General features: G+C 47.1%; 12 protein-coding genes. 8 read left to right on the top strand and 4 right to left on the bottom strand.

From position 1 onward, the window contains the following. Window positions 1-15: 15 nt before the first annotated feature. Entirely contained in the window at window positions 16-1,125 is a 1,110-nt protein-coding gene (locus ACO08K_RS26440; RefSeq protein ID WP_421799497.1) for an AAA family ATPase, read from the bottom strand. Between the two features lie 157 nt (window positions 1,126-1,282). Between ACO08K_RS26440 and topA the strand changes: the two genes are divergently transcribed. From topA to ACO08K_RS26405, 7 genes are all read left to right on the top strand, one after another. Further along, entirely contained in the window at window positions 1,283-3,859 is a 2,577-nt protein-coding gene (gene topA / locus ACO08K_RS26435) for a type I DNA topoisomerase (protein WP_421799496.1), read from the top strand. A gap of 125 nt (window positions 3,860-3,984) precedes the next feature. Next, window positions 3,985-4,296 (top strand): DUF3467 domain-containing protein, encoded by a 312-nt coding sequence (locus ACO08K_RS26430; RefSeq protein ID WP_373552835.1) that lies wholly within the window; start codon window positions 3,985-3,987, stop codon window positions 4,294-4,296. 119 nt (window positions 4,297-4,415) lie between these two features. After that, the gene (locus ACO08K_RS26425; protein WP_421799495.1) at window positions 4,416-5,066 is read left to right on the top strand and encodes an N-acetylmuramoyl-L-alanine amidase family protein; all 651 of its coding nucleotides are present in this window, start codon (window positions 4,416-4,418) and stop codon (window positions 5,064-5,066) included. 11 nt (window positions 5,067-5,077) lie between these two features. Next, window positions 5,078-6,730: a helix-hairpin-helix domain-containing protein gene (locus tag ACO08K_RS26420; RefSeq protein ID WP_421799494.1), complete on the top strand. Its 1,653-nt coding sequence runs from the start codon at window positions 5,078-5,080 to the stop codon at window positions 6,728-6,730. Between the two features lie 86 nt (window positions 6,731-6,816). Continuing rightward, window positions 6,817-7,335 carry a DUF1573 domain-containing protein gene (locus ACO08K_RS26415; RefSeq protein WP_421799493.1) on the top strand — a complete coding sequence of 173 codons (519 nt, stop codon included), beginning with the start codon at window positions 6,817-6,819 and terminating at the stop codon, window positions 7,333-7,335. A gap of 131 nt (window positions 7,336-7,466) precedes the next feature. Further along, window positions 7,467-8,330, top strand: coding sequence for a UbiA-like polyprenyltransferase (locus tag ACO08K_RS26410; RefSeq protein ID WP_421799492.1), 864 nt, complete (start codon window positions 7,467-7,469; stop codon window positions 8,328-8,330). Window positions 8,331-8,506: 176 nt separating this feature from the next. Next, window positions 8,507-11,002, top strand: a complete 2,496-nt coding sequence (locus tag ACO08K_RS26405; protein ID WP_421799491.1) for a carboxypeptidase regulatory-like domain-containing protein — start codon at window positions 8,507-8,509, stop codon at window positions 11,000-11,002. Window positions 11,003-11,096: 94 nt separating this feature from the next. Here the strand turns inward: ACO08K_RS26405 and ald are convergent, their stop codons facing one another. Together ald and ACO08K_RS26395 are read right to left on the bottom strand one after the other, a co-directional pair. Then, window positions 11,097-12,209, bottom strand: coding sequence for an alanine dehydrogenase (gene ald, locus ACO08K_RS26400; RefSeq protein ID WP_421799490.1), 1,113 nt, complete (start codon window positions 12,207-12,209; stop codon window positions 11,097-11,099). Window positions 12,210-12,424: 215 nt separating this feature from the next. Then, the gene (locus tag ACO08K_RS26395) at window positions 12,425-12,907 is read right to left on the bottom strand and encodes a DUF4442 domain-containing protein (RefSeq protein WP_421799489.1); all 483 of its coding nucleotides are present in this window, start codon (window positions 12,905-12,907) and stop codon (window positions 12,425-12,427) included. 194 nt (window positions 12,908-13,101) lie between these two features. Between ACO08K_RS26395 and ACO08K_RS26390 the strand changes: the two genes are divergently transcribed. Further along, entirely contained in the window at window positions 13,102-13,722 is a 621-nt protein-coding gene (locus ACO08K_RS26390; RefSeq protein ID WP_421799488.1) for a hypothetical protein, read from the top strand. Between the two features lie 3 nt (window positions 13,723-13,725). On the opposite strand, the gene ACO08K_RS26385 is transcribed toward ACO08K_RS26390, so the two are convergent. Next, a complete protein-coding gene (locus ACO08K_RS26385) occupies window positions 13,726-14,700 on the bottom strand; it encodes a bifunctional heptose 7-phosphate kinase/heptose 1-phosphate adenyltransferase (protein ID WP_421799487.1) in 975 nt (324 codons plus the stop codon). Window positions 14,701-14,713: the final 13 nt, after the last annotated feature.

Here is a 14,713-nt window from a genome sequence, read left to right as displayed (position 1 = left end):
ATCACTCATCATTCATCACTCATAACTTTTAAGTAGATTATCAAAGTCTACATGCTCGTGGAATAATTCAACGGCACGTTTGGTTTTCCAGGGAGTACGGTTGTTGATCTTGACCTCAATGCGGGTGATTTTTACCACGGATCCATAGGTGTCCAAAGTAGTGGTGATGACCGGGATTTTGTGTTTGGAAAAATAAGGGTGGTTCAGATCCGCCAAGTCCAGCCAACGGTGATGCCGACCATCACTGGTCACGATGACACCAGACAAAGGGGAAGTTTTTAAGTTTTTCATTCTGGCTACGGATTCTACTTTTTCGATGACCTGATTGAGCCGAATGGTACTCGTGACCAGTAAAAGGTTTTCAAATTTGTGAAATTCATCCACATCTACCAGCGAACCAGCAATGATGTCTTCCACCTTATTGTTCATACAGTCTTCGTTCATCAGGATTTTGCCATCCACCGCTTTGCGGATCATTTCCATAATGGGGAGGGACAAAGATTGTTCATAGGGCAGCAAGCCTAGGAGTGGAAACCCCATCTGATCGAGTTTGCGCTGGAGGTAGAACCTTGTTTCTTCCATTTTTTCCGGCCTGACCTTGTTCACGATCACCCCTACGATTGGCACATTTTCCTCTCTAAACAACGCAGCACACATGTTCAGCATATCGATGGTGCTACCAATCCCTCCTTCTACGACCATGATAACCCCGGCATCCAGAATTTTGGCCACCCTGGCGTTGCTTAGGTTAACAATACTACCCACTCCGGGATGCCCGGTTCCTTCATACACTACAATATCGTACTGCTCGCTTAAAACTTTTTTGGCTGCCAGGAGTTTTTCTTCAAAGTGATACTGATCCGGGTGATCCAGAAAATCTTTGGTCACCCCCCGACCAATGATTACCGGGCTATGCAAATCAGGAATAATTTCGAATCCGGTCACTTCTGAGAACAATACTGCATCTTTATCGGCAGTAATTCCGTTAATGGTTACGTGCTGTTGTCCCACTGGTTTGCAATAACCGGTTTTGTAGCCTTTTTCAATAAAATTGGCCACCAAACCCAGCGTTGTAGTGGTTTTGCCCACATGTTGACTGGTTGCAGCTACGTATATGTTTTTCATTCTTTTTCGTTTCAAAAACGCAAAGATAAAAAACAGTTGGGGCAATCCCTTGCGCTTCCCCAGTATAAAGTGTGAATTGTGAAGGTGTAGGTTTTATCATAAAATTTATACTTTTGTGCCGTCGAGTTAAAACTAATCCTTTTTAAAACGAAACAATATGTCGAAGAACTTGCTCATTGTAGAGTCGCCAGCAAAGGCCAAAACCATCGAAAAGTACCTCGGAAAGGACTTTGCGGTGCGTTCGAGCTATGGCCACGTGCGAGACCTTGACAAGGGCAATCAGGCGGTGGATGTAAAGGATGGTTTTCGGCCAAAATACACCATATCTCCAGAGAAGCACAAGGTAGTCAAAGAGTTAAAAGATTGGGTCAAGAAGGTCGACGAGGTATGGCTAGCAACGGACGAAGACCGCGAAGGAGAAGCAATTTCCTGGCATTTGTGTGAGGTGTTGGGCTTGGATCCCAAGTCTACCAAACGCATTGTCTTTCGCGAAATCACCAAGCCCGCCATTGAAAAAGCCGTAAAACAGCCGCGTACCGTTGATTTGAACCTGGTCAACGCGCAACAAGCCCGACGAGTATTGGATCGTTTGGTAGGGTTTGAACTATCAGAAATTCTGTGGAAAAAAGTTAAAGGTAAACTTTCTGCAGGCCGCGTTCAATCCGTAGCAGTGAAGTTGGTGGTGGAAAAAGAACGGGAGATCAACAATTTCAAGTCCGAACCCTATTTCAAAATCGACGCCTTATTCAATGTAAAAAATGAGCAAGGTCGTACCGTAGGGCTAAAAGCCGAAGGACCTGACCGCCTCAAAACGGAAGGTGACGCTGAGGCATTCCTCAAAAAATGCATTGGTGCTGAATACAAAATTCGCAGCATTGAGGTGAAACCCCTTAAACGGCGGCCAACTGCACCCTTTACCACTTCTACCTTACAGCAGGAAGCCAGCCGCAAATTGGGTTTTTCGGTAAACCGCACCATGGTGACGGCTCAAAAGTTATATGAAGCTGGTTTTATCACCTATATGCGTACGGATTCGATCAACTTGAGTGAATCAGCCATTGCTTCGATTGCTCAGGAGATCGAAAAACAATTTGGCAAGCAGTACGTCGAAATCCGCAGGTTCAAAAACAAATCTGCCAACGCCCAGGAAGCACACGAAGCGATTCGCCCAACTTATATTGAAAACCAGACTGTTCCCGGAGACCGCGACGAAAAACGCCTCTACGAATTGATCTGGAAGCGTACCATCGCCTCCCAAATGGCTGAGGCAGAACTGGAAAAAACGGTAGTTGACATTGGCATTTCTACCCAACCCGCTGCAAAATTGCAGGCTGAAGGTGAGGTGCTGAAGTTTGACGGCTTTTTAAAGGTTTACCTCGAATCCAACGACGACGACGAGGAAGATGAAGAACATGGTGTTTTGCCTCCTCTGAAGGTAGGGCAGTTGTTGCCGCTCAACTTCATGACCGCCACGGAGCGATTTACCCGTGCGGCAGCCCGCTATACAGAAGCAGGATTGGTGAAAAAACTGGAAGAACTAGGCATTGGCCGCCCTTCCACCTACGCACCAACCATCAGCAAAATTATGGAAGAAGGCCGGGGCTATGTGGTGAAAGAAAACCGCGATGGCAGCCCACGCCCATACCGCGAATTGACCCTGAAGGATGCTCAAATCAGCAAAAAGGAATTGTCAGAAATGACGGGCGTAATCAAAGGCCGTTTGTTTCCGACCGATATGGGTACTACAGTGAGCGACTTTTTGGATCAACATTTCGATAAGATCATGGACTATAAGTTCACGGCTGAAATCGAAAAGTTGTTCGATGATATTGCCGCTGGCAGCCGGGAATGGACCAAAATGTTGGAGACCTTCTATTGGCCATTTCACGAAGTGGTGGAAGAAACCATGGCCAATGCCGATCGCCCTACCCGCGAACGAATTTTGGGCAAAGAAGAAGGTACCGGGTATTCAGTGCTCACCCGCATGACGCGTTTGGGGCCAGTGGTACAAATTGGTACACCCGAAGAACTGATCCCTGGGGAGAAACCCCGCTATGCCAACCTCAAACCAGGCCAATCCATCGATACCATTGAAATGGAAGAGGCCATGAAGTTGTTTGAATTGCCCAAAATTTTAGGTGATTACAAAGGACAGGAAGTGGCAGTGGGTACTGGCCGTTATGGTCCCTATGTCCGCTTTGGGGAGAAATTCATTTCCATTCCCAAAGGTGAAGACCCCTTGAGTGTAAGCATTGAGCGCGCAATGGAGTTGATTTTGGAAAAAGAAAAAATCGATGCCCCTGTTGCAAGTTATAAAGGTTTCCCAATCACGAAAGGTACTGGCCGTTTTGGCCCTTTCATCAAATGGAATGACACCTTTATCAATGTACCCAAAAAATACAACCTCGACACCCTGACTCCAGAGGAAATGCACGAACTCATTGAAGCCAAGATGGAAAAAGAAGCCAATCGCTTCATCCAAAACTGGCCCGACGAAAAGGTAAGCATCGAAAATGGCCGTTGGGGGCCTTTCATCCGGTTTAAGAAAGACATGTTGAAACTGCCACGTCTCGATGGTAAAAAAATGGAGGCCGAAGATGCAGCATTGCTTTCACTGGAAGAAGTGAAAAAAATCATTGAAGAACAAGTTCCTGACGCTTTTGCCAAAAAAACACCGGTTAAAAAGGTTGCTGCCAAAAAAGCGCCAGCGAAGGGAGCGAAAGCTAAAAAATAGTTGAGGAGTTAAGAGGTTGAGGAGTTGAGGCTACCGCAGTGACTTAGACAAGAACATTGTCAAAATCGTTGCGGTAGCCTCAACCCCTCAACCCCTCAACTTCTAAACTTTCAAAAACATCCGCGATGGACGATAAAAACAATCCAAACCAGATCAACATCGAATTGCCTGAAGATATCGCCGAAGGAACTTATTCCAACCTGGCTATTATTTCGCACTCCCATTCAGAATTTGTCGTAGATTTTGTAAGGCTGGTGCCCAATGTGCCCAAGGCCAAAGTGAAAGCGCGCATCATCTTGACACCAGACCATGCCAAACGGCTGATGCGGGCCCTCGCCGACAACGTGAAACGTTATGAAGCCCAGTTTGGTGCGATCGATGAGCAGGAGCAACCAGCTTTTCCACTGAACTTCAGTACTCCAAAGGCGCAGGCGTAATAGAATAAGGTACAAAGATCCTGAATTCTGTTGGCACTTCGGCTCCGCTCAGTTGGTCGCTGAGCGAAGTCGAAGTGCCAACTGAACTCGGGATCTTTGGCAGCCAAAAAACCACACCTATGTTTCCCAACACCATCATCTTTATCGACGCCGGTCATGGCGGGCTCAATCGCGCTGGAGAGTACACCACTGCACCCTCCAAGATGTTTCGCCACGCCCGAGGGACTTTTCATCAAGGAAGTACCTTCTTTGAAGGGGTGTGGAACCGCGCTTTGACCAACCAGGTCATGCGGAAACTGGATCGTTTGGGGATCACTTACATGCCTTTGCACCACGATTACCTGGACAATTCGCTCCAACACCGGGTGGATATGGCCAACTGGTACGGCAAGAAATTTCAGCGCAGTTTGGTCATCTCCACTCACGCCAATGCCTTTACCAACCATACTGCAAGAGGTTTCGAAATTTATACCTCTCCGGGCACAACTGAGTCTGACAAAGTCGCTTCTATTCACTGGAACAATGTGAATTCCTTGCGCTCATTGTACGCCAAAGGCACCTCGATCACCATGCGGACTACTCCAAGTGGGAGTGAGCATGACAATGAGGCCAATTTTTACATCCTGCGCAAAACCAATATGCCTGCCATTTTGGTCGAACACCTCTTTTTTGACAACTATGAAGATGCTATGTTGTTGATGGACGACAACATCATCGATCTTTTTGCTGAAGCCCAGGTACGCACCATCATCGAGTATTTCACTGCATAAAACACCCGGCCATGTCCAACAAGGAAATTGCCAAAGTTTTTCAATTCCTTGGCGACATCATGGAATTGCACGGCGAAAACCCATTCAAAATTCGCTCCTACCAAAATGCTTACCTGACCCTCCGCAAACTAGAGCGGCCACTCACCGAAATGGAGGCCGCTGAAATCAGTGCGATCAAAGGTGTTGGGCAAGCCATCGCGGAGAAAATCCGTGAATTGCTGGACACAGGCAAAATGAATACGCTCCAGCAATACCTGGACAAAACCCCCGAGGGAGTGCAGGAGATGTTGCACATCAAAGGTTTTGGGCCGAAAAAAATCAAGGTCATTTGGTCGGAATTGGGCATTGAAACCATCGGAGAGTTGTTGTACGCCGTCAATGAAAACCGTTTGCTGGAGCTGAAAGGTTTTGGTGAAAAGACCCAGAATGAGTTGCGACAACAATTGCAGTATTTCCTCAAATCGCGCAATCAATTTCATTTTGCTACGCTGGAAAAAGAGGGCTTACAAATTTTGGAAGCACTACAAAAAGCATTGCCGGAGCTGAAAATGGAATTCACAGGTGCTTTTCGGCGTTGTGCCAATGTGCTTGAATCCATTGATATCTTGCTCGGCTCCAAAGCCGAAATAGAACCTGTTTTAACCAAGATAGGCTTACAAAGCATCCAAAGCCAGGCCGATCATACCAGTGCATTGTCGACCAATGAATATCCAGTACGGATTTTTCAGTGTGCAGCCACAGAATTTGGCTCCAAACAATTCAAATATTCGGCAACTCCCAATTTTATGCAGGCCTTTTTGGAAAAATACCCCGATCAGGATTTTCGGGAATTGGCTGATGAAACGGAGATTTTTGCCAAAGTCAATCAATACTTTATCCCCGCCGAATTGCGAGAAGAGGCCTGGGGCTTGACCCGCCAGATTCCAATCTTGGTGGAAGCCAAAGACATTAAGGGCGTTGTTCATACCCACTCAACCTACAGTGATGGGATCAATACCCTTAGGGAAATGGCGGAGTACAGCAAACAACAGGGCTATGAGTACCTGGTGATGAGCGACCACTCCAAGTCAGCCTTTTACGCCAATGGTCTACAACCCGAACGGGTACTCAACCAAATGTCCGAAATAGATGCCCTCAATTTGGAGTTGGCTCCTTTCCGCATTTTTAAGGGCATTGAAAGTGATATCCTCAACGATGGTTCTCTGGATTATCCGGAGGATATTTTATCCAAGTTTGAAGTCATCATCGCCTCGGTCCACTCCAATTTGCGGATGGACGAAACCAAAGCTACCCAAAGGGTAATCAAAGCGGTTGAGAACCCTTATACCCGCATTCTGGGCCACCCAACCGGGCGTTTGTTGCTTTCCCGCCAAGGATACCCGCTGGATCACCAAAAAGTGATTGATGCCTGTGCTGCCAATGGGGTAGCCATCGAGTTGAATGCCAGCCCATATCGCCTTGATCTGGATTGGGCCTGGATTCCCTATGCATTGGATAAAGGGGTGCTGATCTCGATCAATCCAGATGCACATAGTCGTCAAGGGATTCACGACATTCATTATGGCGTGTTATCTGCCCGCAAAGGTGCATTGAGTGCAGAACAGTGCCTGAATGCAAAGGGTGTTAACGACTTTGTAATGTGGATCAATTCGCGTACGCAATAGCTAATTTTCGCTACATTTGTGCGCGAAAAGGTAAATGGTTAAACCTTTTTTATAGTTCTTTAGTTTTCATCATAAAACTCACAAAAATGTTGCAGGCTATTCAAAAAGCAAGCATGATTTTGTTGTTGGCAGTGGCAGTTTTCGCCTGTCAGAACAACAAGGATAAGGAGATTCGCGAAGAAGCTCAAGCAGAAGTAACTGGCGAAGTTCAACCGATCGAAGCTACCGCAGAGCAACCACAAAGCACCCAGGTTCCATCCGGCCCCGTCACTTCAATTGAGTTCCTGGGAGGCGATCGCCACAATTTTGGCAAAATCAAATCTGGTGCCAAAGCACGCCACGTATTCAAGTTCAGAAACACGGGCAAAGAACCACTGATCATTGCCGATGCCAAAGCTTCTTGTGGTTGTACTACACCTAGCTGGCCAAAAGAACCCATTGCTCCTGGTAAGACTGGAGAATTGGTGGTTGTATTCGATTCGTCAGGAAAATTTGGAGGTCAAAGCAAACGAGTGACCATCGTAGCCAATACCAACCCACCAGAAACTTACTGCTACATGGAAGGTGAAGTGGAAGAAGACCCAGCTGCGGCGAAACAACAATAATTTTAGTTTAGAAGTTGAGGAGTTGAGAAGTTGAGGCTACCGCGAGCGTTTTTGACAAGGATTTTGTCTAAGTCGCTCGCGGTAGCCTCAACTTCTCAACTCCCCAACCTCTCAACTTCTCAACCCTTTTTATGCGATCCTACTTCTCTCTGATTACCTTCAGCCATACCATTTTTGCAATGCCTTTCGCTTTGTTGGGTTTTACCTTGGGTACCTTGCAGTCGGAAGAGGGATTCAGTTGGAGAACTTTGGGATTGGTTGTATTGTGTATGGTTTTTGCACGCAGTGCAGCTATGGCTTTTAATCGTTACCTGGATCGGGATATTGATGAGCTGAATCCGCGTACCAAAGTGCGTGAAATTCCTGCCGGGGTAATTGCTCCACGCTCAGCCTTATTGTTTGTGATCGCCAATGCATTGCTTTTTATGGCTTCGGCCTGGTTCATCAACCCACTCTGTTTTTACCTGACACCAATTGCGCTTCTGGTTGTTTTGGGCTACAGTTATACCAAAAGATTCACTTACCTCTGTCATTTTGTATTGGGTTTGGGTTTGGCTTTGGCCCCGATTGGAGCCTATCTGGCGACAGGAGGAGGCTTTGACCTGATTCCATTGTTGTATTCTTTTGCCGTGCTGTTTTGGGTATCAGGTTTCGACATTATATATGCTTTGCAGGATGAAGAATTTGACCGGACCCAACAACTCAACTCTATACCGGTGGTTTTGGGGCGCAAAGGAGCTTTACGCTTGTCGGAAATACTACACCTGCTCAGCGCTACCATGATTCTTTTGGCCTGTTGGCAACAAGGCTTGCAATACGAACATTTTCGCTGGTTGCACTGGTTGGCGGCTGGGGTGTTTATGTGTATGTTGATCTATCAGCACACCCTGGTAAAACCAAACGACTTGAGCAAAGTGAACCGGGCATTTTTTACGACCAATGGGGTTGCCAGCCTGATTTTTGGCACTTTGGTAATTTTTGATGTGCTATTTTAGAAAAAATTGGTGCTTTTTTCCTTCTAACATCATTTACTCACCTCTTTTCATACTATTTATTTCAAATTTTTACGTTTTAACTAGCAGTATTTTCCTTTTTGTAATATTTTTACCTGTTAAGGGCAAGGTACCTAAAGCCCGGGCCTTTTACATATTCCACAGCAAATCCCTTTGGTATGAGACCACACAATCTGAAAGCATGTTTTCTGTTCCTTTTTCTACTGGCCATGGCCACCCTGCAGGCCCAAACCACCTTTCGAGGTTTGATGCGCAAGGCAGACCAATTGTATGAAACTAATGCATTTGCCCCAGCTGTCGATGTGTATCGGCAGGCTCTAGAAAAAGACGCCACTGATCCCGATGCCTTGGGAAAATTGGCAGAGTGTTATCGCTTGCTCAACCGCCTGGATGAGGCGGAGGCCACTTATCTTAAATTGATTCGTAGCCGCAAGTATCAAGATCGCCAGTTGCTTTTGTATGCACACTGTTTAAAAGGCCTGGGCCGTTATGACGAAGCAAAGGTATACTACCAAAGCTACGCCAAAATCAACCCAACCGTTGGCAATCAATACGTACAAAGTTGCGATTTTTCAAAAACAAACCTGAACATCCCCACTGCCTACATGGTGAGTAGTGAGCGAATCAACAGCACGAGTTCGGATTTTGGCCCGGCGTTTATGAATGACCAATTGGTTTTTGCTTCATTGCGCACGGAAGGTCAGACTTTTAGTTCCACCAAAAGCTCCTTGTATTCTGCCGGGATGGGCTCCGATGGTTCTTTACAACCGGCCATTGTGGTACGCCCCGGCATCAGTGATTTCAGCATGGGGCCAGCTTCTTTCTCTTCGGACGGACGCAGCGCGGCAACCACCAAAAATAACTTCACACCTGGAGTTAGACAAATTCCGGGTACTGGCCTGGATTTGAGTATTATCCTGGCCGATGTCAACTTCAACGGCTCCTGGTACAACGAACGGACTTTTCCCAACAACGATACCAAAGGCCGTACAGGTTTTCCTTGTCTGACTCCTGATGGCAATGCGCTATTTTTTGCCAGTGATCGTGAAGGCGGATTTGGCGGCTGGGATTTGTACATTTCTTACAAAGAAGGCACCGCTTGGTCCAAACCTGTCAACCTGGGGCCTGCAGTGAATACTCCTGGCGATGAAATCACCCCCTATTTTGATGGGGTGAATTTGTATTTCGCATCGGATTACCACCTGGGCTTTGGTGGTTTCGACGTCTTTATGGCGGATCAAGGCGAAGGCCGCTGGTTAAAATCGACCAACCTGGGGCAACCCGTCAACTCTTCTGCTGACGATTACGGGATGATTTTGGATTCCTACCGCAATTTTGGTTACCTGGTGTCCAACCGCAGTGGCGGAGTAGGTATGGAAGACATTTATCGGGTAACCAAAGGTGGTTCAAATGTAGGAGTTAACCCAGGTACAAACCCAGGCACGAACCCAGGATCGGGTAATCCTAATACAGGAAGAACCCGCATCAGAGTATTCAGTGGCTCAGATGGGATTGCACTACCTGGTGCTTCGGTTGACCTGACCAATTGTATGCGCGGCTCCAGCAACTATATCCTGCTGACCGATGCACAAGGGTATATTGATTTACCAGTTGGTGCTGGCACCGAGTGCGAAGTGATTGTACGGGCTGATGGCTACATGCAATTGCGTGGGGCGCTTTCAGCGTATTTTTCGCCGAGCCGCGACATTGAAATTCCACTCACCAAAGCTGGTGAAGAATACTATGGCCGGGTGGTGAACAGCAATACCCGGGAGTTTGTTCCTAACGTACAAATTGCTGCCCGCAACACCTATACAGGTAACATCACCCGCACCTCTACAGATTATTCCGGCAATTATGTGCTGAGCTTGTCACGCAATACGCCTTATACCATCACGTATACTGCCCAGAACTTCAATGAAGAAACCCGCAACATCAACGTACTCAACGGTACCGACCGAACCGTTCTTGGGGTATTGAGTATGGTGCCTCTGGGCAACGGCGGTTGGAACACCAACCCTGGAACCGGTAACCCGGGCAATACGGGTAACCCCGGCAATACGGGCAATCCAGGCAACACTGGAGGCCAGTTGGAACGCGCTGGTTTCGCGATTCAGGTATCCGCAGTTACAGGGCAACCCGACCTGTCGAAATTCAGCAACTTGCGCAGCATTGCTAGTGTGTATGCAAAAAATGAGGCTGGAAAGAATAAAATCAAGGTTGGGAATTTCCCTACCCGTGAGGAAGCACAACGCCAGTTGGAAAACGTGAAGCGCATGGGGTATCCTGGTGCTTTCATTGTGACTGATGATGGAGTATCACTCGGTGGGGCAGTTGGACCTGTTAATCCACCTGTAACCACGAATCCTCCGGTAACGAATCCTCCCGTGACCAACCCACCAGTAACCAATACAGGTGGCCGCTTTATGATTCAATTGGGTGCCTACCGCGACTTGCGCAATTTTAACGGCAGCAAACTGGTTGGTATGGGGACCATCGTGGATCGCCCACGCCAGGATTTGACCATTAAACTGCTATGTTGCTACAATTCCTCGGCTGAGGCGTTTAATGCGTTGGGCCGAGTACAGCAAGCCGGATTTAGTGGCGCTTTTGTGGTGGAAGATTTGAATGGACAATTGGTGAGGGCAAAGTAATTTGCTGATTACTGAATGAATAAAAAAAGGGCATCTTGCTGGAATTTTGGGATTCTGCAAGATGCCCTTTTTTATTAGGCTTTTGGGAGACTAATCACATCAAGCCCTCCACATCCGTATAATCCAATCCAAAGGCATCCGCGACACCCTGGTAAACTACCTTGCCTCCCACAATATTCAAACCTTTGCGCAGCGGCAAACTATCCTGACAAGCTTTTTTCCAGCCCTTGTTCGCCAATTGCAGGGCGTAGGGTAGGGTAGCGTTGGTCAGCGCGAGGGTAGAGGTAGCAGGTACTGCACCGGGCATGTTGGCTACACAGTAATGCACCACATGATCGATGATGTAGGTAGGATTGTCGTGGGTAGTTGGGTGGGTCGTTTCAAAACAACCGCCTTGATCCACGGCTACATCCACCAGTACAGTACCTGGGCGCATGGTTTTGAGCATGTCTGCGGTAATCAACTTTGGCGCTTTGGCTCCCGGAATCAGGATGGCACCGATGATCAAGTCGTGGTCTCTGATCATGCGGCGAATGGTGTATTCGTTTGAAAAAATCGTGTTGACGTTTGGTGGCATCACCTCGGAAAGGTAACGCAAGCGGGGCAGGTTGATGTCGAGAATGGATACTTCTGCACCCAATCCAGCAGCCATTTTTGCAGCCTGGGTGCCGACGATCCCACCGCCCAGCACCAATACCTTACCTGGCGCTACTCCGGGTACACCGCCGAGCAATACGCCCCGGCCCTTAACGGGCTTTTCCAGGTATTTGGCGCCTTCCTGGATGGCCATACGGCCAGCTACTTCCGACATCGGAACCAAGAGGGGCAAAGAACCATCGGCCAATTCCACCGTTTCGTAGGCCAGACACACTGCCTTACTTTTAATCATGGCCTCGGTCAATGGCTGGTAAGAGGCGAAGTGAAAATAAGTAAACAGGAGTTGATCCGGCTTGATCAAGGCCCATTCCTGCTCGATGGGTTCTTTCACTTTGATGATCATCTCAGCAACGGCATATACTTCCTCAATGCTGGGCAGAATTTTTGCACCCGCTGCCTCGTACTCATCGTCGTCAAATCCACTGCCTTCGCCAGCGGTAGATTGTACATATACGGTGTGTTTTCTTTTGGTGAACTCCAATGCTCCGGCTGGTGTGAGGGCTACGCGGTTTTCATTGGTTTTGATTTCTTTTGGTACTCCAATGATCATTTGGAATAAGTTTTATTTGGTAGAGAAAAACAAGAGCTATAGGTGACAGCTCAATGACAATGCAAAAATAGCAGAACTCTACTCAACAAGTAGTAGGGCAAAAATAAATGTTCGTTTTTTTAGGCCATAGGATTAGATAAGACACTTAGATTGAACGGTTTACTTGGTTGATTCTATGGCAAAATGAATATTTATTTTTTATCGCCCCAACAATACTATTTCCGTTTAAAAGACCATATGAAGGTCATTTTAGCGACTACTGCCCCGTTATCCTCTTGTATCCCCGTACTGGTGACGGTGATGCTTTGTGGTTCATTGGTTTCGATGGCCTTTTGAATACACGCTTGAATGGCGGCACCTTCCTCACAGGTAAAGGTGACCCAAGAGGTGGCTTTTTTGACAAAAGTCGCTTCCATACCCACAATCAGCATGGAGCAAGGCACCTGATCACTAAGGGCTGTCATGGCCAACAAGCCGGTGGACAACTCGGCTGCTCCACATTGCGCCGCAAAATAGGTGGAACGAAAGGGGTTTTGGGTTCGCCAGCGAAAAGGGATGCGGGTTTGACCACGTTCCGATGTAACGGATTTGATTTGCACCCCCCAAAAGAATAAACTGGGCAACTTCTGCAAGAAGTACCATTTCATTTTGAAGGGGTTATTCAAATTTTGTAAAAAAGCGTGGCGCAGAGCAGACATAATTCAATTGATTTTAGCGAATTTTCGCTAAAAATATCATTTTTTCGAAAAACCAGCAGAATAAATTTGTTTTACTTTATAATTTTGGGATGTTTGTCGGAAATATCCAAGGGGAATTCATTTCTGTTTGGTTAGGTCGGGTTCAGACCGAACTTTGTTCGACTTTTGATTGATTCATTAGGAAATAGATTAGCATGTTTTTCGGCACAAAAATTCTAACACTGTTCTCTATCCTGCTTTGGACATTTCAGTCCGGCAATGCACCTACACTGGAATTAGGACGTTACGAATACGTTGGACTTGACAATAAAAAATTTCATTTTTTTCGGGTAGAAAAGGGTGGCACCTACCGGGAGGTGGAGGCCAAAACGACTGGAATCGGTGAAATTCAAGTCCTACCTTTTTGTGATAAGGATCAATTTGGGACTACTTTTTACGACTGTGGTCAATATCCTGATCTAGAAAAACCCTACATAGAGTTTGGTCCCGATGGGGTTGAATTGGCTTTGTTTTATGGCCCTGCTGAAGCCATTCAGGTGGTGAGCGGTTCCTATTCCATTCAGGGAGATACCCTTTCCATCGGTGAAGCTCCGGTAGGTTTAAAAGTGGCCTGTCCCAAGGGGAATAAAAACCGGGAAATTGGCTTGCCTTACCGTATTTATCAAACTTCCAAATCGATGGTTTCTTCGGTCGATTTGTACGCGGATTACCTGAGCGAAAAAGAACACCTGGATCAAATTCGGGCGCAAAGCAATTTGAGTGTAGGCGATACCATTGCATTGTGCCTGTTGAAGGAGCGCTTTGTGAAACGGTGAAGCTTATTTTTTTAACATTAAGTATTCCTTCTCCAATTGTTCCTTATCCACGGGGACTACGCCGACTTTTTCACAAACCTGGCCACCAGCCAAATTGGCGAGTAGGGCTGTTTCCTGCAAATCCAATCTTAGCCCCAAACCCAGGGCTACAATACTGATCACGGTATCCCCTGCGCCACAAACGTCGGCTACCGCACGTGGTTCTGTAGGGATGATGCTGCCTTTACCAGCGGTTTCCAAAAACAAACCTTTTTCCGACAAGGTGATTAGGGTATGTTGATTACCCAGTTGGGCTTTAATGTAAGTCGCAGCGGCTTGTAGCGAAGCTAGATTGGTTTGTACGGGTTGAGGAGATTGGGCGCGAATTTCCTTCAGGTTGGGTTTGAACAAAGTGATTTGTTTGTAAGCCCAAAAATTGTTGAATTTGGGGTCGACTGCGGTAGGAATGCCCCGACGAATGGATTCCAGAATGACTTCCCGAATAACCTTAGGTGAAAGTACGCCCTTGTTGTAATCCTGAAACAGGATCACATGAATCTTTTGAGTATCCAATACCTCTTGGATGGTTTCCAGCAATTGCTCCACTTCGCTGTCGCTCAAGTCATGCGTATCTTCCTGATCCACCCGTAGGAGGTGTTGAGCCCCTGACATGATCCGGGTTTTGACAGTGGTGCGCCTCCCCTTGGAGTGCAGAATGGACTGATTGCTCATGCCGTATTCAGGCAACAATTGACGAAAAACCTGGCCATCCTCATCATCGCCTACCACGCTACACAGAATGGGTGTGGCACCCATTGCTCGTACATTCAAGGCCACATTGGCTGCTCCACCCAGGCGTAGGTCTTCTCCTTCCAGGTTGACTACAGGAACTGGTGCTTCCGGTGAAATTCGGGTTACATTGCCGCGCAAATAGCGGTCGATCATCACATCACCAACGATCAATACTTTGACCTGGTTGAAATCATCAAAATTGAGCATGCGCCATTTTTTA

The sequence above is a fragment of the Haliscomenobacter sp. genome, assembly GCF_965225875.1.
Lineage (GTDB): Bacteria > Bacteroidota > Bacteroidia > Chitinophagales > Saprospiraceae > Haliscomenobacter.
The sequence above is the reverse complement of the archived record's forward strand: the minus strand, read 5'-3'. Positions and strand labels throughout refer to the sequence as shown.

Coding starts and splice junctions, on each gene's coding strand:
- ACO08K_RS26405 (WP_421799491.1), top strand. CDS start 8,507: ATGAGACCACACAATCTGAAAGCATGTTTTCTGTTCCTTTTTCTACTG.
- ACO08K_RS26385 (WP_421799487.1), bottom strand. CDS start 14,700: ATGCTCAATTTTGATGATTTCAACCAGGTCAAAGTATTGATCGTTGGT.
- ACO08K_RS26395 (WP_421799489.1), bottom strand. CDS start 12,907: ATGTCTGCTCTGCGCCACGCTTTTTTACAAAATTTGAATAACCCCTTC.
- ald (WP_421799490.1), bottom strand. CDS start 12,209: ATGATCATTGGAGTACCAAAAGAAATCAAAACCAATGAAAACCGCGTA.
- ACO08K_RS26420 (WP_421799494.1), top strand. CDS start 5,078: ATGTCCAACAAGGAAATTGCCAAAGTTTTTCAATTCCTTGGCGACATC.
- ACO08K_RS26425 (WP_421799495.1), top strand. CDS start 4,416: ATGTTTCCCAACACCATCATCTTTATCGACGCCGGTCATGGCGGGCTC.
- ACO08K_RS26410 (WP_421799492.1), top strand. CDS start 7,467: ATGCGATCCTACTTCTCTCTGATTACCTTCAGCCATACCATTTTTGCA.
- ACO08K_RS26440 (WP_421799497.1), bottom strand. CDS start 1,125: ATGAAAAACATATACGTAGCTGCAACCAGTCAACATGTGGGCAAAACC.
- ACO08K_RS26430 (WP_373552835.1), top strand. CDS start 3,985: ATGGACGATAAAAACAATCCAAACCAGATCAACATCGAATTGCCTGAA.
- ACO08K_RS26415 (WP_421799493.1), top strand. CDS start 6,817: ATGTTGCAGGCTATTCAAAAAGCAAGCATGATTTTGTTGTTGGCAGTG.
- topA (WP_421799496.1), top strand. CDS start 1,283: ATGTCGAAGAACTTGCTCATTGTAGAGTCGCCAGCAAAGGCCAAAACC.
- ACO08K_RS26390 (WP_421799488.1), top strand. CDS start 13,102: ATGTTTTTCGGCACAAAAATTCTAACACTGTTCTCTATCCTGCTTTGG.